The 21,285-nt window shown below is 74.0% G+C and carries 18 protein-coding genes; 6 read left to right on the forward strand and 12 right to left on the reverse strand.

Annotation, left to right across the window (positions count from 1 at the left end; translation table 11 throughout):
- Positions 1-29: 29 nt before the first annotated feature.
- The 11 genes from BM076_RS31115 to BM076_RS31160 form a co-directional block, all read right to left on the reverse strand.
- Positions 30-821: a spherulation-specific family 4 protein gene (locus tag BM076_RS31115; RefSeq protein ID WP_245796569.1), complete on the reverse strand. Its 792-nt coding sequence runs from the start codon at positions 819-821 to the stop codon at positions 30-32.
- A 59-nt stretch (positions 822-880) separates the two neighbouring features.
- A complete protein-coding gene (locus BM076_RS31120) occupies positions 881-1,792 on the reverse strand; it encodes an NAD-dependent epimerase/dehydratase family protein (RefSeq protein WP_093717089.1) in 912 nt (303 codons plus the stop codon).
- Positions 1,793-1,900: 108 nt separating this feature from the next.
- Positions 1,901-4,006, reverse strand: a complete 2,106-nt coding sequence (locus BM076_RS31125; protein WP_143120681.1) for a hypothetical protein — start codon at positions 4,004-4,006, stop codon at positions 1,901-1,903.
- Complete coding sequence (locus BM076_RS31130) at positions 4,003-5,733, reverse strand: DUF3492 domain-containing protein (RefSeq protein WP_093717091.1); 1,731 nt, start codon at positions 5,731-5,733, stop codon at positions 4,003-4,005. Before BM076_RS31130 ends, BM076_RS31125 begins: the two co-directional genes overlap by 4 nt.
- 200 nt (positions 5,734-5,933) lie before the next feature.
- Positions 5,934-7,652: an ABC transporter ATP-binding protein gene (locus BM076_RS31135; RefSeq protein ID WP_093717092.1), complete on the reverse strand. Its 1,719-nt coding sequence runs from the start codon at positions 7,650-7,652 to the stop codon at positions 5,934-5,936.
- A complete protein-coding gene (locus BM076_RS31140; RefSeq protein ID WP_093717093.1) occupies positions 7,649-8,638 on the reverse strand; it encodes an ABC transporter permease in 990 nt (329 codons plus the stop codon). The genes BM076_RS31135 and BM076_RS31140 overlap by 4 nt, the downstream gene beginning before the upstream one ends.
- Complete coding sequence (locus BM076_RS31145; protein WP_093717094.1) at positions 8,635-9,738, reverse strand: ABC transporter permease; 1,104 nt, start codon at positions 9,736-9,738, stop codon at positions 8,635-8,637. Before BM076_RS31145 ends, BM076_RS31140 begins: the two co-directional genes overlap by 4 nt.
- A gap of 3 nt (positions 9,739-9,741) precedes the next feature.
- Entirely contained in the window at positions 9,742-11,460 is a 1,719-nt protein-coding gene (locus BM076_RS31150) for an ABC transporter substrate-binding protein (RefSeq protein ID WP_093717095.1), read from the reverse strand.
- 169 nt (positions 11,461-11,629) lie between these two features.
- The gene (locus BM076_RS38225; RefSeq protein ID WP_322936740.1) at positions 11,630-11,728 is read right to left on the reverse strand and encodes an Ms4533A family Cys-rich leader peptide; all 99 of its coding nucleotides are present in this window, start codon (positions 11,726-11,728) and stop codon (positions 11,630-11,632) included.
- A 152-nt stretch (positions 11,729-11,880) separates the two neighbouring features.
- Positions 11,881-13,350, reverse strand: coding sequence for a DUF3152 domain-containing protein (locus tag BM076_RS31155; protein ID WP_245796566.1), 1,470 nt, complete (start codon positions 13,348-13,350; stop codon positions 11,881-11,883).
- A 20-nt stretch (positions 13,351-13,370) separates the two neighbouring features.
- Positions 13,371-14,543, reverse strand: coding sequence for an alpha/beta hydrolase (locus BM076_RS31160; RefSeq protein ID WP_093717096.1), 1,173 nt, complete (start codon positions 14,541-14,543; stop codon positions 13,371-13,373).
- A gap of 162 nt (positions 14,544-14,705) precedes the next feature.
- Here BM076_RS31160 and BM076_RS31165 point away from each other — a divergent pair, with 162 nt between their 5' ends.
- From BM076_RS31165 to BM076_RS31180, 4 genes are all read left to right on the forward strand, one after another.
- A complete protein-coding gene (locus BM076_RS31165; RefSeq protein WP_093717097.1) occupies positions 14,706-14,966 on the forward strand; it encodes a hypothetical protein in 261 nt (86 codons plus the stop codon).
- 110 nt (positions 14,967-15,076) lie between these two features.
- Positions 15,077-15,730: a TetR/AcrR family transcriptional regulator gene (locus tag BM076_RS31170; protein WP_093717098.1), complete on the forward strand. Its 654-nt coding sequence runs from the start codon at positions 15,077-15,079 to the stop codon at positions 15,728-15,730.
- A 246-nt stretch (positions 15,731-15,976) separates the two neighbouring features.
- Entirely contained in the window at positions 15,977-16,207 is a 231-nt protein-coding gene (locus BM076_RS31175) for a DUF3107 domain-containing protein (RefSeq protein WP_093717099.1), read from the forward strand.
- Positions 16,208-16,384: 177 nt separating this feature from the next.
- Positions 16,385-16,654, forward strand: a complete 270-nt coding sequence (locus BM076_RS31180) for a hypothetical protein (protein ID WP_143120682.1) — start codon at positions 16,385-16,387, stop codon at positions 16,652-16,654.
- Between the two features lie 24 nt (positions 16,655-16,678).
- On the opposite strand, the gene BM076_RS31185 is transcribed toward BM076_RS31180, so the two are convergent.
- A complete protein-coding gene (locus BM076_RS31185; RefSeq protein ID WP_093717101.1) occupies positions 16,679-17,407 on the reverse strand; it encodes a ferritin-like fold-containing protein in 729 nt (242 codons plus the stop codon).
- Between the two features lie 401 nt (positions 17,408-17,808).
- Between BM076_RS31185 and BM076_RS31190 the strand changes: the two genes are divergently transcribed.
- Together BM076_RS31190 and BM076_RS31195 are read left to right on the forward strand one after the other, a co-directional pair.
- Positions 17,809-20,187 carry a DEAD/DEAH box helicase gene (locus BM076_RS31190; RefSeq protein WP_407640739.1) on the forward strand — a complete coding sequence of 793 codons (2,379 nt, stop codon included), beginning with the start codon at positions 17,809-17,811 and terminating at the stop codon, positions 20,185-20,187.
- A gap of 124 nt (positions 20,188-20,311) precedes the next feature.
- Positions 20,312-21,235, forward strand: a complete 924-nt coding sequence (locus tag BM076_RS31195) for an alpha/beta fold hydrolase (protein ID WP_093717102.1) — start codon at positions 20,312-20,314, stop codon at positions 21,233-21,235.
- Positions 21,236-21,285 lie beyond the last annotated feature (50 nt).

Consider the following 21,285-nt stretch of genomic DNA (forward strand, 5'->3'; position numbering starts at 1 on the left):
ATCCCGGGCATCGCGCCGGCCGGTCCGTTTCACGTGCTCGGCGGCGGCTGTTTGCGCAGCATGCGGACGGTTTCGTGCCAGTAGCCGGGCAGCCCGGCCCACGGGTCGGCGCCGTCCCGGTCGGTGCGGTCGGTCAGGCACACCGTGGCCGCGCCCTGCCAGCGGGCGATCCGCAGCGCGGAGTCCAGGTGCGACTTGGGCAGCCCGTGCACGAGGTGGACGAAGCGCTCGGGCGGGTAGGCGGCCGTCCACTCCGGCGCCTCCGACCAGCGGTAGCTGGTCCAGGGGCCGCAGAAGGTGACGAGCTGGTCGGCGAGTTCCGCGTAGCCGGGCCAGGGGTGCTCGCCGTGCCCGAGCACGATCTGGCCGCCGCTCTCCCCTTCCCCCGCCCCCGCCCCCGCCCCGGTGTCCGTGCCCGTGTCCGTGCCCGTGTCTTCGTCGCGGTCGCCGCCGGTGGCGGTACGCAGCAGCGCACGCAGGGTGGTGACCGTACGGCGGCACTCGCCCGCGTCGGCGCGGCCGGTCGGGGCGCGGTCCAGGTAGAAGCCGTCGACCCGGTACCAGTCCAGGTAGTGCGAGGCGTCCGCGACCAGCTCGCCGAAGGGGCGGCTGCCGCCGCGCGCGTCCAGCAGTCCGAGGACCGGGACGCCGTTCTCACGGACGCGGGTGACGACCTCGCCGTAGAGCGGGTCGGGCCGGCTGCCGGGGCCGCGCGCCACGTCGAAGGCCGCCCAGTGCAGCGGTGCGCCCGGCCGGGCGAGTTCGGCCCACTCGGTGGGCGCGACCAGCGGGTGGGCGAAGGCGGGCACCCCGAAGCCCATGCCGTCGCGGCCCGCGCCCGCCCGCCGGCGCAGGCCCGTACCCCAGTGGTGCGGCCGGGTCAGACGCGACATGCCGCCTCCATCCACACATCGGCCAGCGACTCCTCCAGGCCGATCCGGGGCCGCCAGCCGAGCCGGTCCCGCGCGGTGCGCACGTCGGCCTGCTGCCAGGCGCCGCAGCCGTCGGGGTACGGGGGCGGCCCGGCGCTGCCGGGGCCGTCGTCCAGTTCGTGCAGGCTGCCGTCGTAGCCCGCGACATGGGCGAGGGCGGCGGCCATCTCGCGCATCCGCACCGCCCGGCCGCTGCCGATGTTCACCACGCCCTGCGCGGCGGACAGCGACGCGGCGTGCACGGCGCGGGCCACGTCGCGGGCGTCGATGAAGTCGCGCTGCACGCCGAGGCCGCCGAGCTTCAGTTCGCCGTCGCCGTTCTGCATGGCGCGGCGCAGCGTCTCGGCGACCCGGCCGAGCGGGGCGCCGGTCGGGGTGCCGGGGCCGACCGGGCTGAACACCCGCAGCACCACCGCGTCCAGGCCGGAGCTGAGCACCAGCTCGGTGGCGGCGAGCTTGCTGACGCCGTACGGGCCGCCGGGGCGCGGCACCGCGTCCTCGCCGGTGGACGCGCCCTGCGGCGACGGGCCGTACTCCGAGCCGCAGCCGAGCTGCACCAGGCGGGCGTCTGCCTGGCTACGGCGCATCGCCTCGCAGACGGTGGCGACGGCGACGGTGTTCTGCCGGGTCAGTTCGCGGGCGCCGCCGCGGGTGGTGCCCGCGCAGTTGATCACCACCCCGGGGTGGACGGCGTCCAGGAACCGGGCGAGGACGCCGGGCGCGCCGCTCGCCAGGTCGAAGCGGACGTCCGCGTCGTCGCTCCTGCCGAGGGCGGTGAGCTGGACGGCGGGGTCGGCGAGGAGGCGCTCCGCGACATGGCGGCCGAGGAAGCCGTCGGCTCCGAGCAGCAGCACTCTCATCGGGTGCCTCCTCGGGTGCCGCGGGCGGCCGGGGTGCTCGGTGGTTCGTGGGTCGGGGTTCGGTGCGTGCTCAAGGGGTGTTCTCCTGGTCGGTCGTACTGCGTCAGGTCAGGGGTGGCGCGGCGGCGGCCGGTGCGCGGAGGCACGGGGCAGCAGCCGGAACGCCTGCGCGGTGAGCGCGAGGGCCGCGGCGCCGCAGATCACGGCTTCGGCGGTGGCACCGCCGGGGCCGAGGTGCAGCGGGGCGGCGGCCAGGGTCAGCGCCTCGGCGGCGCAGGCCGTGGCCAGGCCGGTGGCGGCCGGGCCGGGGAAGCCGTGCACGGTGAGCAGCCGGGCGCTGAACAGCAGCAGGCCGAGCGCGGCCGGGCCCGCCAGCGGGGCGGAGCCGGTGAGCGCGGTCGCGGCGTTCAGCAGCACGGTCAGTGCGAGGGCGTACGCGGCGAGGGCGGCGGCGAGCCGTGGCCGTACGGCGTCGGCGAAGTCCGCCAGGCCGTGGCTGGGGGCGAGTTGGGCGCGGGCGCGGACGGCGAACCAGTGCGCGCCGTACGCGGCGGGCAGCAGCGAGACGGTCAGCGCGGTGAAGGTCGCGGTGTTCGCGGTGGCGTCGAAGGCGCCGTGGCCGGCCAGCGCGGTGCGGGCCTGCGGCCCGTAGAGCGCGAAGCCGAGCAGGCCGTACGTCCACAGGGCGGTGCCGGCGCCGCGGTCGGCGCGCAGCGGGCCGAGGCGGACCGCCGCCCACAGGGCGACGGCGACGAAGGCCATGAGCAGCGCGCCCACGGTGTGCGCGGTGGCCGCGGCCAGGGCGCACACCACGCCGGGGACGGCCTGCGCGGCGCCCGTCCGCCACCCCGGCAGGGAGCGCTCCCGCTCCCGCTCGACGGGTACGGGGCGCTGTGGCGCCCGCGGCACGCGCGCGTACAACTCCTCGGCCAGGCCGAACACATCACGGTGCCGCAGCCGCCGCGCCGCCCCGTCCGTCACCCCGTGCGCCTCGAGCCCGGCCGCGATCTCCCACTCGTCCACGGCCCCGGCGATCAGCACTTCGTGCCGGTGCATGACCCCCCGCACCGGATCCGCGGGCCCCCTCCGCGGTGCCCCGCCCCGACGCGCCTCGCGCGGCCCCCTCAAGTCGCCCTCGCGAACAGCCCTTTCCCGCACGGGTACGCCACCCCCGCCGATGTTCGACCGCTCCCCGGCCGAGTCACCCTCGCGCGCGGCACCTTCACGCCCGCGCTCGGGCCGCACCGGTACGGCGCCGCCGTCGCGCGTCTCCGACTCCCGGGGCGCAGGAGCGGCTGATCCGGCCGCGTCACCCTCGCGCCCGCCCCGCCGCTCCGGCTCGGCAGTGTCCGAGCGCGTCTCGGGCCGCACCGCCACGTCGGCTTCCCGAGCGGCTGCTTCACGCTCGCGCGCCGGCTCGTTCCGTACGGGCGCGGCCTCGGCGGAACCGCCCGGCTCCCGCGGGCCGGCGTCCTCGTCGCCGTCCGACGGCAACGCTCGCTCATCTACGGCGAGTCGAGGCTCCCCCGCCGGGCCGTCGCCCGCGTCCTCGTACGGTTCGGAGCCGGCCGCTTCCGGCTCCCCCTCCCCGGAGGGAACCGTCCGGGGAGCGCGCGGGGCGCCGAAGAGGGCGGTGACGGTACGGCCGAGGGAGCCGGTGTCGTCCGGGTCGAAGTCGGGGTCCGCGTCCGCAGCCGGAATCGGCGTCACGTCCGGAGCGAAGTCCGGCTCCTGTCCCGGCGTCGGGATCACGTCGCGTTCGAAGCTCTCGTCCGCGTCCGGGGACACGTCAACATCCGGCGCCCGGCCCGGAATCGGCGCCGGGTCGAGAGCCGGATCCGCGACCGGCGACGCGGCCGGGTCCACAGGAGCCGCGTCGGCGTCGGCGTCGAAGGCCGGATCCGCGACCGGGTCAGCGGCCGGCGCCGCGGCCGGGCCCGCAGGAGCCGCGTCGGCGTCGGGGGCCGGGGCCGGGGTCGGCCTCGGGACCAGGACCAGGTCGAGGTCCACGTCCCCTTCCGCGTCCTGGATCAGCACGGGGGCGAGGCCCAACTCCGTTGCCTGGCGGGCGACGTGCGCCGGGGTGGGGTCCGGGCGCGGGTCGGAGGTTATGTCCTCCTCGGACGGGGGCGCCGGGGAGTCGGGGGCTGCCGCCCCTGAGGCGGAGCGGGCGAGGCGGGTGAGTAAGGCGTGGGCCGGGGTGGGGGTGGTCATGAGAGGGGGCCTCCGGGGGCGGACGGGGCGCCGACGGGCTCGGGGGTGCGGGCCCAGGCCGGGTGGGCGGGGGTGGGGGCGAGCCGGGCGGGGACGTGCGACTCGGCGGGCGCGGTGAACGGCCGCGGGTCCCCGGCGGCGTCGAGCAGCGGCTCGCGCCGTACGGGATGGTGCGCGACCACGTCGAGATAGCTCTCGCGGAAGGCGTCCACGCACCCCGTCACCGTGAACAGGGCGAGGGCCCGTTCGCGGGCAGCGGCGCCGAGCCGCGCCGCCCGCTCCGGCCCGCGCAGCAGATCCCGCGCGGCGTCCGCGAGCGCCTTGGGGTTGCGCGGCGGCACCACGAGCCCGGTGCCGCCGATGACCTCGCGGACCGCCCCCACGTCCGTGGACACCGTCGGCCGCCCGCAGAACATCGCCTCCACCAGGCTCAGCGGAAACCCTTCCGCGCTGCTGGAGAGCACGACGACATCGCCCGCCGCGTAGGCGTCGGCCAGTTCGGGCGCGCCGGGCGACCCGATCTCCTCGAAGCTGACCGGACTCTCGCCGACGGCGTGCGCGTCGGCCGCCTCGTACGGGAAGAGCTGGGCGGCCAGCGTGCGGCAGTGCCCGAGATACGCGGCGCCGCGCTCGTCGGCGGGCCGCAGCCGCAGGTAGAAGATCCGCAGCCGCGCCTGCGGCTCCTCCTCCCGTATGGCGTGGAAGGCGTGCAGCAGCGCGATGATGTCCTTGGCCGGATCGATCCTGCCGACCCAGGCGAGCGTGGGGTCGGCGTGCGCGGCGGGCGCCGCCGCCTCGGCCTCCGCGGCCTCCCCCGCGCGGGCGAAGCGCGTGGCGTCGATCCCCGGGTACACCGTCCGCATCCGCGCCCGCGGCGCCCCGCACCGCTCCTGCCAGCGGCGTACGTGCGTGGAGCCGGGCGTGACGAGCGCGGCCTGCCGGTAGCTCTCGCCGGCGAGCAGCCGGTGGTAGTCGCCGAGCAGCGCCCGTACGGCGGGGGACAGCCCGGCCGCGCGGTGCCCGAGCAGCGCCTCGCGCAGCCGCACGGTGTATTCGGTGACGATGAGCGGCGTTCCGCAGAACCGTTTGGCCAGCAGGCCGGGCAGCGCCGCGGGCCCGCCCGAGACGGCGTGGCACAGGTCGACCGCGCCCAGCTCGCTCGACCCGTACCAGGGCGCGGACAGCGGTCGCAGCTGGAGTTCCAACAGCTCGGCGACGGCGAGGAGTTCGGTGACGACGATGTCGCCGAGCAGCGGCCGGACGCCGGGCGCCCGGCACGCCGACTCCAGTGCGGCGAGCGCGTCCTCGCCGCACAGCAGGTCGGGCAGCCCGCCGTGGTCGGCGGCGACCTCGGCGAGGCCGTAGAGCCCGGAGGCGAAACGGTCCGCCCGGTCGCCGGGGCCGTCCGTGCCGCCGGCCAGCGCGCTGACGAAGTCCCAGTAGTGGGTCAGGAAGTCGGCGCGTCTGGCGCGTCCGGCCGCCCGGCCGCCACCGCACGTCGGCGCGAGGGCGGCGGCCGGGGGTTCCCCCCAGAGGCGTTCCGCGCGGATCCGCCGTACGTGCGACGGCACTTCGACGCGGCCCCCCGCCTCGGTCCGCGGTGACCGGCTGAGCGCGTACACGTCGAAATCGTGGTGCGCGAGCCCGCGGACGAGCCGGTCGCACCACGCGCCTCCTTCACCTCGCGCATACGGGTAACCACCCTCGGTGAGCAATGCGATACGCACGTGTACGCCCCCTCTCTCCCTTGCCGGGTCACAGCGGATTCCGGCCGGGCGGCGCCCACGGGAACGCTGTCGAGGAGCGGTGTCCACCCGGCGCGACGACGTTATTGCGCCATGGCGGTGGCGCGGCGGACGGTTGTCCGCCGCGCCACCAAAAGGGGTGAACGGGCGTAACTTCTCACACTGCCATGCGTTGATGTGACCTAAGGTGCGGTCACCATTACGCTCCGCAGTTCCCTGCGGTCCGCCCTGCGGGCCGCGGACTCGGCCGGGTCCAGCACCGGCACGGCCGCCAACAGGCCCTTGGTGTACGGGTCCTGGGGCGCGTCGTACACCTCGTCGACGGTGCCGGACTCCACGATCCGGCCGCCGCGCATCACCGCGACGCGGTCGCTGACCTGCCGTACCACAGCCAGGTCGTGGGCGATGAACACCAGCGACAGGCCGAGGTCACGGCGCAGTTCGGCGAGCAGCGCGACGACCTGCGCCTGCGTGGTGACGTCGAGCGCGGAGACCGGCTCGTCGCACACGATCAGCTTCGGCCCGGGGGCCAACGCGCGGGCGATGCCGACGCGTTGGCGCTGGCCGCCGCTGAACTCGTGCGGGTAGCGGTGGTACCAGTCGGGGTCGAGGCCGACGCGTTCCAGCAACTCCTTCACGCGGGCGACGACGGCCTTGTCCGAAAGTTCACCCGCGGCGCGCAGCGGGTCGGCGATGGATTCGCCGATGCTGCGGCGGGGGTTGAGGGAGGAGACCGGGTCCTGGAAGACCATTTGCAGGTCGCGGCGCAGCGGGCGCAGCGCCTTCTCGCCGAGGCCGCCGATCTCCCGGCCGCCGTAGCGGATCTGCCCCGCGCTCGGGTCCAGCAGCCGGACCAGCATCCGTCCGAGGGTCGTCTTCCCGCTGCCGCTCTCCCCCACGACGCCGAGCGTCTCCCCGGCCCGTACGGTCAGCGACACGTCGTCCACGGCCCGCAGCCGCTCGCGCCCCTTGCCGAACTCCCGCCGCAGCCCGACGGCTTCGAGGAGTACGTCGCCGCCCTCACCGGAAGTCACGGGAGCCTCAGGGGACTTGACGAGTACCGGTGCCGCGGCCCGCTCCTCACCTTCTGCCGACCGCAGGTCGACCCGCGGTACCGCCGACAGCAGGGCCCGCGTGTACGGGTCCGCCGGGGCGCGCAGCACCTCGGTCACCGGGCCGCGCTCCACGGCGGAGCCGCCGCGCATGACGAGGACGTCGTCCACGCTGCCCGCGACGACGCCGAGGTCGTGGGTGACCAGGAGCAGGCCCATGCCGGTCTCGGCGCGCAGCTCGTGGAGCAGGTCGAGAATCTGCGCCTGGACGGTGACGTCCAGGGCGGTGGTCGGCTCGTCCGCGACGAGCAGCCGCGGCTCGCAGGCCAACGCCATGGCGATCAGGGCGCGTTGCCGCATGCCGCCGCTGAATTCGTGCGGCCGGGACCTGGCGCGGCGGGCCGCGTCCGGGATGCCGACCCGGTCGAGCACCTCGACGGCGCGAGCGCGGGCCGCCGCGCGCGAGCCCCGGTGGTGCACCCGGTACACCTCGGCGATCTGGTCGCCGATCGCGTAGTAGGGGTCGAGCGAGGACAGCGGGTCCTGGAAGACCATCGCGGCGACCCCGCCGCGCAGCCGCCGCAATTCGGCGTCCTGCGCGGCCAGTACGTCGGTGCCTGCGACCCGTACGGTCCCGGAGACCCGGGCGCCGGTGCCGCGGTGCAGCCCCAGCAGCGCGTACGCGGTGGCGCTCTTGCCGGAGCCGGACTCGCCGACCAGGCCGAGCGCGCCGCCCGGCGCGAGGGTGAAGTCCAGCCCGTCGACGGCCCGTACGGACCCGCCCTCGGTGGGGAATTCGATCCGGAGGCCGGCGACCTCCACCAGATTCCCGTCGGACACTGCGCTCATGCCAGCACCACCCGTCGGTCGGCCACCGCGTAGAGCACGTCGGCGACGGCGTTGGCCACGACGACGGCCAGGCCCATCACGAGCACGATCCCGACCACCACCGGCACGTCCTTGATCTGCACGGACTGCACGAGCTGCTGCCCGAGTCCGGGGATGTTGAAGAGGGTCTCGGTGAGCAGCGCGCCGCCGAACATCGTGCCGAGGTCCAGCGCGGACAGCGCGATCACCGGGGTCAGCGCGCCCCGCAGCGCGTGCCGTACGACGATCGCCCGCTCGCCGACGCCGTACGCGCGGAAGGTCCTGATGTGGTCCTCGGCGAGCGTCTCCAGCATCGAACTGCGGGTCAGCCGGGCGTATTTGGCGGCCTCGACCAGGGCGAGGGCGAGCCAGGCGAGCAGCAGATTCCACGCCCACTGCTGCGGGTCCTCGGTCAGCGGCACGTACGAGGGGTACGGCAGCCACTGGAGCCAGGAGCAGAAGACGAGCAGCAGCAGGATGCCGGTGATGAACACCGGGGTGGCGGTGCCGACGAGGGTGAAGCCGGTCAGCAGCCGTTCGGTGACGGTGCCGCGGCGCAGCGCGGACAGCAGTCCGGTGCCGACGCCGATGACCAGCCACAGCACCATCGCGCCGAAGGCGAGCGACGCGGTGGCGGGCAGCTTCTGGCCGATCATCGTGGTGACCAGTTCACCGGTGCGGTACGACTGGCCGAGGCAGGGCGCCGGGCAGTGCAGCACATCGGTGCCGGTGCTGTAGTCGTGGCCCGCGACGATGCCGGACAGGAAGTGCCAGAACTGCACGTAGACCGGGTCGTCGAGGCCCATCTGCCCGCGGATCTGGGTGATTTGGGCGGTGTTGCACTTGGGTCCGCAGGCGAGCCGGGCGGCGTCGCCCGGCGCGAGGTAGAAGCACGCGTAGAGGACGGCGGCGAGCACGACGAGGACGACGGCGGCCTGGAAGAGCCGCCGCAGCAGGAAGCGGGTCATTCGCCCGTCACCGCCTTGCGCGAAGCCGTCTCGGGCTCGGCCACGTCGGGCGAGACCTTCCCGGACGCAACCGCTTCGGGCGAGACCGTGCCGGACGAACCCGCGTCCGCCTTCGCCTGCTTCCGCCGTCCCGTCCCCACCCGCAGCCGGCTGGCGACCCGCGGGTCCAGCGCCGTACGCACCCCGTCGGCGAAGACGGTGAAGGCGAGCACGGTCACGAACAGCAGTACCGCCGGCAGCAGCACGTACGCCGAGTCGGCCTGGTACCAGGTCGAGGCGGAGGACAGCATCTGTCCCCAGGACGGGGTCGGCGGGGTGACGCCGATGCCGAGGAAGGACAGGCCCGCCTCGGACACGATGTTGGAGGGCAGCAGGATCGCCGCGTAGGTGACGACCGGCGCGACCAGCGCGGGCAGCAGTTCGCGGCGCGCGGTGCGCCACGGGCCGGAGCCGCCGAGCCGGGAAGCGGCCACGTAGTCCAGGGACTTGAGGGTGAGCACCTGCGCGCGGACGATCTTGGCGATGCCGCCCCAGGCGAGCAGCCCGAGGACGAGCATCAGCAGCACCGGCCGCGGGAAGCCGTCCGGCACCACGGCGAGCAGCGCGATCGCGAAGATCAGCGCGGGCATGGTGACGAAGACATCGGTGATCCGGCTGAGCAGCCCGTCGAGGAAACGGTTGCCCAGGCCCGCGGCGAGGCCGAGCAGCACACCGAGCAGCACCTGGAGGACGGTCGCGCCGAAGGCGACGATCAGCGAGATCCGGGAGCCGTAGACGAGGCGCGCGAACAGGTCGCGCCCGGTGCCGGGTTCGACGCCGAGCCAGTGGCTGCCGGAGACGCCGCCGAAGGTGCCGAGCGGGACGCCGCCGGAGGCGGAGTCGACCAGCCCGGCGTGGTAGCTGGTGGTGTCCTGGCCCTCGATGGCCGCGAGCAGCGGCGCCGCGACGGCGACCAGGACGAACAGGGCGATGACGGCGCCGCCGGCGAGGGCCGCGCGCTGTCCGCGCAGCCGCCGCCAGACCTGCCGCGCCCCGGAGGGGGGCGCCGACGCGACGGCGTCGGTGCCCCCCTCCGCGGCGGAGAGTGCTTCGACGGTCACGGACTACTTCACCGCGACCTGCGAGATGTCCAGCACACCGGTCCAGTCGCTGATCACGACGTTCTTGATGTTCTTGCCGAACAGCCGCTTGTAGACGGGGTGCCAGAGCGGCACGGTGAGCGCCTGCTCGCCGATCTTCTTGTCCAGCGCGCCCCAGCGGACGGCGGCGGCCTTGAGGTCGGTGATCTTGTTGATCGCGTCGATCTCGCTGTTCACCGACGCGTCGTCGAGCTGCGCGTTGTTGAAGTTGGCGCCGTTGTCGACGATCTGCCGGCCGTCGAAGATCGGGCCGAGGAAGGGACCGCCGGACGGCCAGTCGGCGCCCCAGCCGGTGAGGAAGAAGCCGGGCTCGGTCTTCAGCGTGTGGATCTTGTCGGAGAAGGCCGCGTGCTCCTGGCCGTCGAGCTTGACGGTGATGCCGGCCGCCTTGAGTGCCTCCTGCACGGCGGTGGCGACCTCGGGGCCCTGCTCGTCGCCCTTGGTGACGTCGTGGGTGAGCGAGACCGTCAGGCCGTTGGGGTAACCGGCCTCCTTCAGCAGCTCCTTGGCCTTGGCCGGGTCACCGGTCTTGCCCGCCGGGAAGGGGTCGTACGGCGTGTAGCCGAAGGACGCCTGCGCGGGCAGGAAGGTGGTGGCGGGCTCGTTGAGCGAGGAGCCGCCCTGCGCGTTGATGACCGTGGTGCGGTTGACGGCGTAGGCGATGGCCTCGCGCACCTTGATGTTGTCGAACGGCTTCACCTTCGGGTTGAAGGCGATGTAGTCGGTGTAGCCGAAGTGGCCGGTGCCGACGCGCTTGGCGAGGTTCTTGTCGCCGGTGACCTTGGCGAGTTCGGCCGGGCCGAGGTTGGTGTCGGTGGTGACCGCGTCCGCGTCCTTGCCGACGCCCGCGGACAGCCGCTGGTTGATCACGGCCTGGTCCAGGCCGGACTGCACGTCGATGGTGTCGGGGTACGCCTTGCGCTGGTCGTCGGTGGCGGCCGACCAGTTGGGGTTGCGCTTGAGGACGATGTGCTCGCCGTTGTTCTCGTTGCTGATCACCTTGTACGGGCCGGAGGAGACCGGGTGCGCCGCGTATTTGGTGCCGGTGTCCTTGGCCTTGGGCACCGGCGCGAAGGACGTCTGGGTGGCGAGCAGCGGGAATTCGCCCTCGGGCTTGTTGAGGTGGAAGACGATGGTCTTCGCGTCCGGCGTCTCGATCGCGGACAGGCCCTTGGGGTCCTTGTACGGGCCCTGGTAGTCGGCCGCGCCCTCCAGCCAGTCGCGCAGGTAGGGCGCACCGCCGGACAGCTCGGGCGCGAAGGACCGCTCGATATCGTACTTGATGTCGGCGGTGGTGATCGGCGAGCCGTCCTCGTACTTCAGGCCGTCCTTGAGGTGGTACGTCCACACCGTGGCGTCCTTGCTGGGCTCGCCGGTGGTGGTGGCGAGGTCGGGGACGACCTTGGAGCCCGCGGCGCCGTCGGCGCGGTTGCGGGTGGTGAGGGTGCGGTAGACCAGCGACGGGACGTTGCCGCCGCCGGAGGTGTACAGGCGCGCGGGGTCGAAGTCCTCCTGCGCCTGGTTGTTCAGCACGTACAGGGTGCCGCCCTGCTTCGGCTTGCCGTCGCTGCCGGACTTGGCGTCGTCACCGCTCTTGGGGCCGCAGGCGACGGCCCCTCCGGCAAGGGCCAGACCGACGGCTATCACGCCTATACGGCGAGATGTGAAGGACAGATGACGCATGAGAGGAAACCTTTCGCGGCAGCGATGTCCCACGCACCCTGTGGGGCGCGTGGGACACAAGAGAAGAGGGAGAGGTACTGCGGGTCCTGCCGGAGGCCCGTGGCGGAGGGGCGCCGTGATGCCGGGGTGCGGCGGCGCCGGTGTCTCTACGCGGCGGGGCGGGAAGCGGTCAGCGACAGTGGACGTCGGCGACGCAGTGCGCGGCCACGCCGATCAGCGCCAGCTCGATGCTGGCGCGTGCGATCGGATGTGCGTGGCGGTGCTGCATGGACGCAAGCGTGCAGCGACGCGGCACGAATTGTCAAAGCCAGATCAATACGGTCTCAAACGATCGCTTATGGATCGGGGCCTGTGGTGCGGCTGTGACCGGGGGGACGGCGGCCCGGGCGGCGTCCCGCGGGGTCCCGCGGGGGTCCGGAACTACGGGAAGGGCCAGGCGTTCGGCTTGCAGGCGGGGCCGCCGTCGAGGGACAGGAATTTGGTCTGCTGCATCATCACCGGGGCCGGCGCGCCGGCCTTCGGACAGCCCACATGGCCGTGCCCGAGCCGGTGCCCGACCTCGTGATTGATCAGCATCTGCCGGTACTCGTGGATGCGCGCGGCCCCGTACGTCGCGGCGCCCTGCGCCCACCGGTAGGCGTTGATCATCGTGCGCGGGGTCGACGCCGCGTCACATGACACATTGTCAACTGTCGTGTCCAGCCCGTCCTTCGCACACCACTTGGCCGTGGTGCCGGGGCTGGCGAGCGTAATGACGATGTCCGCGGGGCCCGTTGACACCCGCTCGAAGCTCATCGTGCCGCCGTGGCCCCAACTCCGGCTGTCGTTCAGCGTCTTGAAGACGGTCTCGCTGAACATCAGGGCGTCAAGCGGCAGCCCCTTCTCGACGTCCACCCGGAAGCGCATGACCTTTCCGCGGCCCGGCGCGGGCTGGTGGCCGCCCACCGTGGTGAAGGCGCCGGACAGCTTCAGCCCCGGGTCCAGCGGATACAGCCGCGCCATCAGGTCGTCGTACGTCGGCGCCGTCGCGGTCACCGTCGGGGCGGCGGCCGGCAGGGTCGGCCCGGTGGTCGCGCGGTCCTGGGAACGCGACGCCTCGTCGGCCGACGAGCGCGTGCCCGCATCCTTGCCCGCGTCGCCGCTGTGCCGTTTGTCACTCCCGGTGACCTGGCCCGCGACGACCACCGCGAGCACCGTGACGACGGCCGCGGCGGCGACCCCGCTCAGCGTGCGGCCCTTGCCGCCGCCCTTCCCGTCCTTGCCGTCCTTCCCGTCCGCCGGGCCGTCGCCGTCGGGGCCGGGTCCGGTGTCCGGTACGCCCACGAGCCGGCCGGGCGGCGGTCCTGCCGGGCCGTCCGCGTCGTCGGTCCCGCCTGCGGGCGCGGCGGGCTGCTGCGGCCCGAAGGCGTCCACGAATTCCTGCCGGGGCCGCGGGATGACCCGGCCCGGGCCCTGCATCTGCCCGAGCCCCTGGGCCTGCGCGTGCCGGGCGTACGGGCCGGCCCCGGGCCCTGCGGACGGGGGTCGCAGGGCGGCGGCGGTGTCGTACTCCGCCCAGTCCTCGGCCCACTCCTCGACCAGGTCGACCGGCAGGTCGCGGGTGCGCGGCGGCCCCGCGTAGCGGCCGGCGTCGGGCGACCAGGCGGCGTCCGTGCCCCACGCGCCGTGTTCGCGGTGCTCGGGGTGCGCGGGCGGCGGCGCGCCGTGGTCCTGCGGGCGGTAGTGGGCGAAGCCGCCGGTGTCGTGGCCGGCCAGCGGTCCGCCGCGGCGGCGGCGCCCGCTGCCGGGCGTGCCGGGCCGCAGCGGGCCGGGGCCGCCCGGCACACCGGGCGCGCCCGGTATGCCGTTGTCCCGGCCGTCCTGGCCGTCCCGCGCGCTGTGCTTACCCACGTCGCCCACCCACGTCTCGATCAGCTCCCGGTCGCCGAGGCGCCGGCCGGGCCCGTACCGCGGTCCCCGCCGGGACCGGAGTCCGCGCCCGGGTCCGTACGAGCGCCCTGGTCCGTACCCGCCGGGGTGTCCGCGACACCGGTACGAGTGGCCGGGTCCGTACGGGCCGCCGTGTCCGGGGTGTCCGTACGGACGGCTGTGTCCGTACGCTCCGCCGGTGTGTCCGTACGCTCCGGCCGGTCCGCGGTCTCGGCCAGGAGGTCGCGGAAGGCCCGGGCCACCAGTTCGGGGTGCTCCATCATCGCCACGTGCCCGCTGCCGGGGATCACCAGCAGCCGGGAGTCGCGGAACGCCCTGGACGCCCGCCGGGCGACCTTGACCGAGACGAGCTTGTCCCGGCCGCCGTAGACCAGCAGCGTCGGGGCGAGCACCCGCTCGGCCTGCCGCCACAGCGAATGCTGCCCGCCGAGGGTGTACGCGTCCACGATCCCGCGGGTGGAGCGCACCATGACGTCCCAGAAGTACGGCAGCCCGATCCGCCGCTGGTACTCGGCGACCGCCTCCGCGCGGGCCTGCTCGCCGACCACCGACGGATCGCCGTAGCAGAGCGCCAGCAGTTCCCGCGTCCTGCGCTCGGTCGGCCAGTTCCTGGTCGCCCGCAGATACAGCGCCGGGACGCCGGGCACCGAGATCAGCCCGGTCGGCAGCGCGGTGCGCTGCGGCGGCACCTCGGGGAGCGCGGGCGAGATCAGGGTCAGTGTGCGCACGAGGTCGGGCCGGGCCGCGGCGACCTTGACCGACACCGCGCCGCCCATCGAATTGCCGACCAGGTGGACCGGGCCGCGCGGCTCGGCCTCCAGCAGCCGGATCACGGCGCGCGCGTGCCCGGCGATCGAGTAGTTGCCGTCGTCCGGCGGCGGGGAATGGCCGAATCCCGGCAGGTCCAGGGCCCGCCCGTCGACCCGGTCGCCGAGCGCCGCCATCAGCGCGGACCAGTTCTGCGAGGAGCCGCCGAGGCCGTGCACGTACAGCGCGGGCGGGGCGTCGGGGCGGCGCGCCGTGCGCGATCTGACCACCAGACCGAGCCCCGGCAACCGCACCGTACGCGCCGATTCCCCGGGCGAGAGCCGCGGTCCCTGCGGGGGCGCGGCCCCCGGCACCGCGGCCGTGTGGGGTGCGTCGGTCGAGGACATGGGTGAATGTTACGAGACGATCACGTGTGCGGCCCCGTGTTCGCGGTCACAAGACCCCTCGCAAGAGCCGGAAGCCGCCATGCCCGGAAGCCGTCGTGCGCCGCGGCCCGTGGGCTTCTAGGCTCCAAGGGAGAGACAGGACTCCAACGAAAGGACGGGGCCATGTCCGAGAATCCGCAGAACGCACGCGTCCCCCGCACCGCCGGGCCGGACGCGGTGCCCGACGCCGAACTGGATCTGGAGGCGCCCGAGGCGGATGCCGCGGAACAGCGCGCGGAAGTCCTCGACACGGACGACGAAGGCACGGAGAACAGCGCGGATCCGCTCACCCCCCGCCCCGCCGACCAGGCGGAAGACGCCGATCCCGCCGACGCCGCCGAGCAGCGCGCAGTCGTCGCGCTGGACGAGGACGACTACCGCTGAGGTCCCAGGTAGTGAGAATGTGCGCTCGCACGGCGCACAGTGTCGTTACCGAAAAGTACGATGGCCAGCGCGGTGTTCTTTCGTTCCCCACTACAGATTTGGGAGGCGGCGTGACAGCCATCGAGCAAGCACAGGCGCGGCCGCGCGGCACACGCCTGCCCCGCCGGGCCCGCCGTGAACAACTGCTGGGCGCGGCCCAGGAGGTTTTCGTCGCACAGGGCTACCACTCGGCCGCGATGGACGACATCGCCGAGCGGGCCGGCGTGAGCAAGCCTGTGCTCTACCAGCACTTCCCCGGAAAGCTCGAACTGTATCTGGCGCTGCTCGACCAGCACTGCGAGTCACTGCTGCAGTCGGTGCGCACCGCGCTGGCGTCCACCACGGACAACAAGAAGCGCGTCGAGGCGACCATGGACGCGTACTTCGCCTACGTCGAGGACGAGGGCGGCGCCTTCCGGCTGGTCTTCGAGTCCGACCTGACCAATGAGCCGGCCGTGCGCGAGCGGGTCGACAAGGTCTCGCTGCAGTGCGCCGAGGCGATCAGCGAGGTCATCGCCGAGGACACCGGGCTCTCCCGCGACCAGTCGATGCTGCTGGCGGTCGGTCTCGGCGGCGTCTCGCAGGTCGTGGCCCGCTACTGGCTGGCCAGCCGCAGCGGCGTCCCCCGGGACACCGCGGTCGGCCTGCTGACGTCGCTGGCCTGGCGCGGCATCGCCGGTTTCCCGCTGCACGGCGCCGAGGGACAGGTCCAGGGCCACCACTGAGCCGGGCCCGCCCGCGACCGGACCGTCCTCCGCACACGGCCCGACCGCACCTGCCCGCTCGTCACCGCCCCGGCCCGTACGTCTCCCGCCCGCCCCGCTCCCCGCGCACGGCCCGTCCGCCCGGGGCCTGTTCGCTCACGGCGTTGCCGGGGTACGGATGTCCACCGTCCGCGCGGGGCTAGTCTTTGCTGCGTACGGCGCGAAACCAACCGCGCACACCGCCAGACCATCGGAGGTATCCAAGCCGTGGAGGTCAAGATCGGCGTGCAGCACGCGCCGCGCGAGATCAACATCGAGAGCGCGCAGTCCGTCGCGGAGGTCGAGCAGGCCGTCGCCGACGCGCTGTCCGGCACGTCGAAGGTCCTGAGTCTGACGGACGAGCACGGCCGCAAGGTCCTGATCCCCGCCGACCGGCTCGCGTACGTGGAGATCGGCGAGCCGTCCGCCCGCAAGGTCGGTTTCGGCGCCTCGCTCTGACGTTCAGCACGCCCGGAGGGCGGCGGCCGGTGTTCCCGGCCGCCGCCCTCCGTCGTACCCGGCCGCCCGCGGTGTCCCACACCCCTCCGGCCGTTTTGCCCCACCTCACTCGGGGGTAGGACCAGTACGCACAGGTCCGTACCGTCCGCAGCTCCGGAGGGGATCACGATGCTCGTGGTGGCGGCAGTTCTCTTCGCGCTCCTCGGTGTGGTCGCCGCCTACGCGGCGTCCCGCTTCTTCCCCGCCCGCATCCCCGCGGACGGGCTGCTGCTGGGCACCGGCGCGGCCGGCGGCCTGATCGGCGGGCTGGTGATGCGCACCATCCTCGACGGCAGCTATCCGGCGGCCACCCTGCCCGCCGCCTTCGCCACCGCCGCGGCCCTGGTCAGCCTGCTGGCCCGGCCCCCGAAGCGCGGCCGGCACGCGAAGACCCGCCCGGCCGCCTGACAGCGCGACACCGGCGGAAAGGGGCTACGCGGCCAGGCCGAGCGCCGCCATCCGCTTGGTGTGCGCCTCGGTGATCCGGGAGAACATCCGGCCGACCTCGGCGAGGTCGAAGCCGTCCGCGACACCGCCGACCAGCATGGTGGACAGCGCGTCCCGGTCCGCGACCACGCGCTGCGCCTGCGAGAGCGCCTCGCCCATCAGCCGCCGGGCCCACAGCGCGAGCCGGCCGCCGACCCGCGGCTCGGCCTCGATGGCGGCGCGCACCTTCTCCACGGCGAAGGTCGCGTGGCCGGTGTCGTCCAGCACGGCGAGCACCAGGGTGCGGGTGTCGGTGTCGAGCCGGGCGGCCACCTCGCGGTAGAAGTCCGAGGCGATGGAGTCGCCGACGTACGCCTTGACCAGGCCCTCCAGCCAGTCCGACGGCGCGGTCTGGCGGTGGAACTCGTCCAGCGCGGCACCGAAGGGCTGCATCGCCTTGTTCGCCGACTCGCCGATCTCCGTCAGCCGGTCCCGCAGCCGCTCGAAGTGGTGGAACTCCGCGGCGGCCATCGCGGCCAGCTCCGCCTTGTCCTCCAGCGTGGGCGCGAGCTTCGCGTCCTCCGCGAGCCGTTCGAAAGCGGCCAGCTCGCCGTAGGCCAGCGCCCCGAGCAGATCGACGACGGCGGCGCGGTACTGCGGGTCCGCGGACGCGGCGGTCCAGTCCTGGGCGGCGATTCCGGTGGCGGGCGTCGTGGTCTCGTCAGGCGTCTCCATGCTGGGCACAATAGCCAAGTCACGGCCCCCCGCCATCACCCGTACGACGATCATCACGGGCCCGGTGACATGCCGATGACGGGCCGGTGCCGTCCCGAACGAAACATTTGATCGGGTGCACCTACGTGTTTCCGGGGTAGAGTGGTATTGCACCCGCCGGAAATCGGCTTGTTCCGATGCCCGACGGGCGACGTGTGCAACACCTGGATGCCCGGTCGGTGGCCCGATCGGCTCCGACACCGACCGCCCTCCTGACATCGGGAGGGGCCCACTCGCGGCACGAGCGAGGGCAGCGGTCCCGCGCTCTGCACAGCCACCCACGGCTGTACGACACCTTTGCGCGGTCAGCGACCGGCGTCGTCATCTCTGCGACCCGGCTGCTCGACCCCTCTCGCCGCACAGTGCCGCGTCTCACAGAAGAGGCAAGCATCCTGACCACCACCACGACTTTCCGCAGTCTGGGCATCCTCGCCGAGACCGCCGAGGCCCTCGAGGCCGTCGGCATCACCACCCCGTTCCCGATCCAGGAGATGACGCTCCCGGTCGCCCTCGCGGGCAACGACGTCATCGGCCAGGCCAAGACCGGCACCGGCAAGACCCTCGGTTTCGGCCTGCCGCTGCTGGAGCGCGTCACCGTCGCCGCCGACGTCGAGGCCGGCCGCGCCACGCGCGACCAGCTGACCGACACCCCGCAGGCGCTGGTCGTCGTCCCCACCCGTGAGCTGTGCCAGCAGGTCACCAACGACCTGCTGACCGCCGGCAAGGTGCGCAATGTGCGCGTGCTGGCGATCTACGGCGGCCGCGCGTACGAGCCGCAGGTCGAGGCGCTGAAGAAGGGCGTCGACGTGATCGTCGGCACCCCGGGCCGGCTGCTGGACCTCGCGGGCCAGAAGAAGCTCAATCTCAAGCACGTCCGCGCGCTCGTCCTGGACGAGGCCGACGAGATGCTGGACCTCGGCTTCCTGCCCGACGTCGAGAAGATCATGGCGATGCTGCCGGTCCGCCGGCAGACGATGCTCTTCTCCGCGACGATGCCCGGCGCCGTGATCAGCCTGGCCCGCCGCTACATGTCGCAGCCCACGCACATCCGCGCGACCGCGCCGGACGACGAGGGCGCGACGGTGGCCAACACCACCCAGCACGTCTTCCGCGCCCACTCGCTGGACAAGGTCGAGCTGGTCTCGCGCATTCTCCAGGCCGAGGGCCGCGGCCTGTCGATGATCTTCTGCCGGACGAAGCGGACCGCGGCCGATGTCGCCGAGCAGCTCGGCAAGCGCGGGTTCGCCGCGGGCGCCGTGCACGGCGACCTCGGGCAGGGCGCGCGCGAGCAGGCGCTGCGCGCGTTCCGCAACGGCAAGGTCGATGTGCTGGTCTGCACCGACGTGGCCGCGCGCGGCATCGACGTCGAGGGCGTCACGCACGTGATCAATTACCAGACGCCGGAGGACGAGAAGACGTATCTCCACCGCATCGGCCGCACCGGCCGGGCGGGCGCGTCGGGTATCGCGATCACCTTGGTCGACTGGGACGACATCCCGCGCTGGCAGCTGATCAACAAGGCGCTCGACCTGACCTTCAACGACCCGGAGGAGACGTATTCGACGTCTCCGCACCTTTACGAGCTGCTGAGCATCCCCGTCGGCACCAAGGGGATACTGCCGCGTGCCGACCGCACCCGGGCCGGTCTCGACGCCGAGGTCGTCGAGGATCTGGGCGAGACCGGTGGCCGCGGCGCCCGTGGCAACGGCCGCCGGCCGGCCGGTGGCCGGGGCTCCGGTTCCGGCCCGGCCGCCGCTCCCGCCGAGGAGCGTCCGGCCAGGACCCGCACCCCGCGCCAGCGCCGCCGCACCCGCGGCGGAGCGGCGCCGTCCGAGCAGCCGGCGGTGGCGTCCGGCGCCGAGGCCGTGGAGTCCGCGGTCGCGGTGTCCGCGCCGGGCACCGACGAGGCCGTCGCGCCGCGCACCCCGCGCCGCCGTCGCCGTACGCGCGGCGGTTCCGCGGGCCAGGAGCAGGCGGCCGTGACGGCTGTGGAAGCCGCGCCGGTCGCGGAGGCCGACGAGGAGGCCCCGAAGGCCCCGCGCCGCAGGACCCGCAAGACCGCCGAGCCGGTCGTCGAGGCGCCGGTCGAGACCGAGGCCGTCGTCACGCCGGTCACGGAGGAGGCCCCCAAGGCGCCGCGCCGCCGGACCCGCAAGGTCGCGGAAACTCCCGTCGAGGCCGTCGTCACGCCGGTTACGGAGGAAGCCCCGAAGGCCCCCCGCCGCCGTACGCGGAAGGCCGCCGAGGCTCCCGTCGAGGCCCCGGTCACGCCGGTGGCCGAGGAGGCCCCCAAGGCAGCCCGGAAGCCGACCCGCCGCTCCATCCTCAACGGCGAACCCGAGCAGGCCGCGGACGCGGTCGCGGAGGCGGCCCCGAAGGCGCGCAGGACCCGCAAGGCCGCCGTCGAGGCGCCGGTCACCCCGGTGGCCGAGGAAGCGCCCAAGGCCGCGCGGAAGCCCACCCGCCGCTCCATCCTCAACGGCGAACCCGAGGAAGCCCAGGCCGCCGTCGAGGCGCCCAAGGCGCGCCGGACGCGCAAGGCCGTCGCCGAGGTGCCCGCGCCCGCGGCCGCCCCGGACGCGGAGGCGCCGGCGAAGCCGGTGCGCAAGCGGGCGCCGCGCAAGACGGCCGCCGCGGTGGCCGAGGTGCCGGCTCCGGCCGCCGCCGGGGACGAGGCGCCGAAGGCGCCGCGCCGCAGGACCCGCAAGGCCGCCGCGACGGCGACCGCCGACGAGGGCTGACGCCCGGCCCGTACGGTTCGCGACCGAACGCCCCCGGCCACCGGCCGGGGGCGTTCGTATATCGGGGCGGCCGGGATCCCCCGACGGCAACCTGTCGGACATATGCACCACGTAATCTCGGTCCATGAGCCGACCCACCGCCCTGGATCTGCCGGAGAACGCGTCCGCACACCGGCTGGAAACGGCCCGCGGATCCTTCGCCGTCCTCGACGCCGCCCCCTCCCCCGACGCCCCCGCGCGCGGCACCGCGCTGCTGGTCCCCGGCTTCACCGGCAGCAAGGAGGACTTCCTGCCGCTGCTCGCCCCGCTGTCGGCGGCCGGCTTCCGGGTGGTGTCGGTGGACGGCCGCGGCCAGTACGAGAGCGGCGGCCCCCGCGAGGAGGGCGCGTACGCGCAGCGCGAGCTGGCGGCGGACGTCGTCGCCCAGTCGGCTGCGCTGGCGGCCGGTGACGGCAGTGGTCCGGGCGGCGGCACGGGGAACGGTACGGGCGGCGGTCCGCTGCATCTGCTGGGCCACTCGCTGGGCGGACTGATCGTCAGGGACGCGGTGATCACCCATGGCACGGCCGCCTGGGCGTCGTTGACCCTGATGAGTTCGGGACCCGCCGCGATCTCCGAGGAACAGCAGGCACGTACGCGGTTGTTGATCGACGTACTGCCCGTGATGGATCTGGAGGCCATCTGGCAGGCGATGCGGTCGATGGACGTGGAGAACGGCGAGCAGCCGGACACCCCGCCCGCCGTCGAGGACTTCCTGCACCGCCGCTGGACGACCACACTGCCCGAACAACTCGCCGCCACCGCCCGGCAGTTGATGGAGGAACCGGACCGGGTGGCGGAGTTGGCGGCGGCCGGTCCGCTGCCGAAAATGGTGATCTCGGGGGAGGTCGACCACGCCTGGCCGGTGCCGTGGCTGGACGCGATGGCGGTCCGGCTGGGCGCCGAGCGCGCGGTGATCAAGGGTGCCGAGCACTCGCCGAACACCGAGCGGCCGGCCGAGACGGCGGCGGCACTGATCGACTTCTGGCAAAGCCTTACCGGCGAGTAATTAGATCGGGAAAGAGTTTCCTTAGCCTAGGGAATGTTTTCGAGGGGGTG

The organism is Actinacidiphila alni (assembly GCF_900112845.1).
In the GTDB taxonomy this organism is placed as follows: domain Bacteria; phylum Actinomycetota; class Actinomycetes; order Streptomycetales; family Streptomycetaceae; genus Actinacidiphila; species Actinacidiphila alni.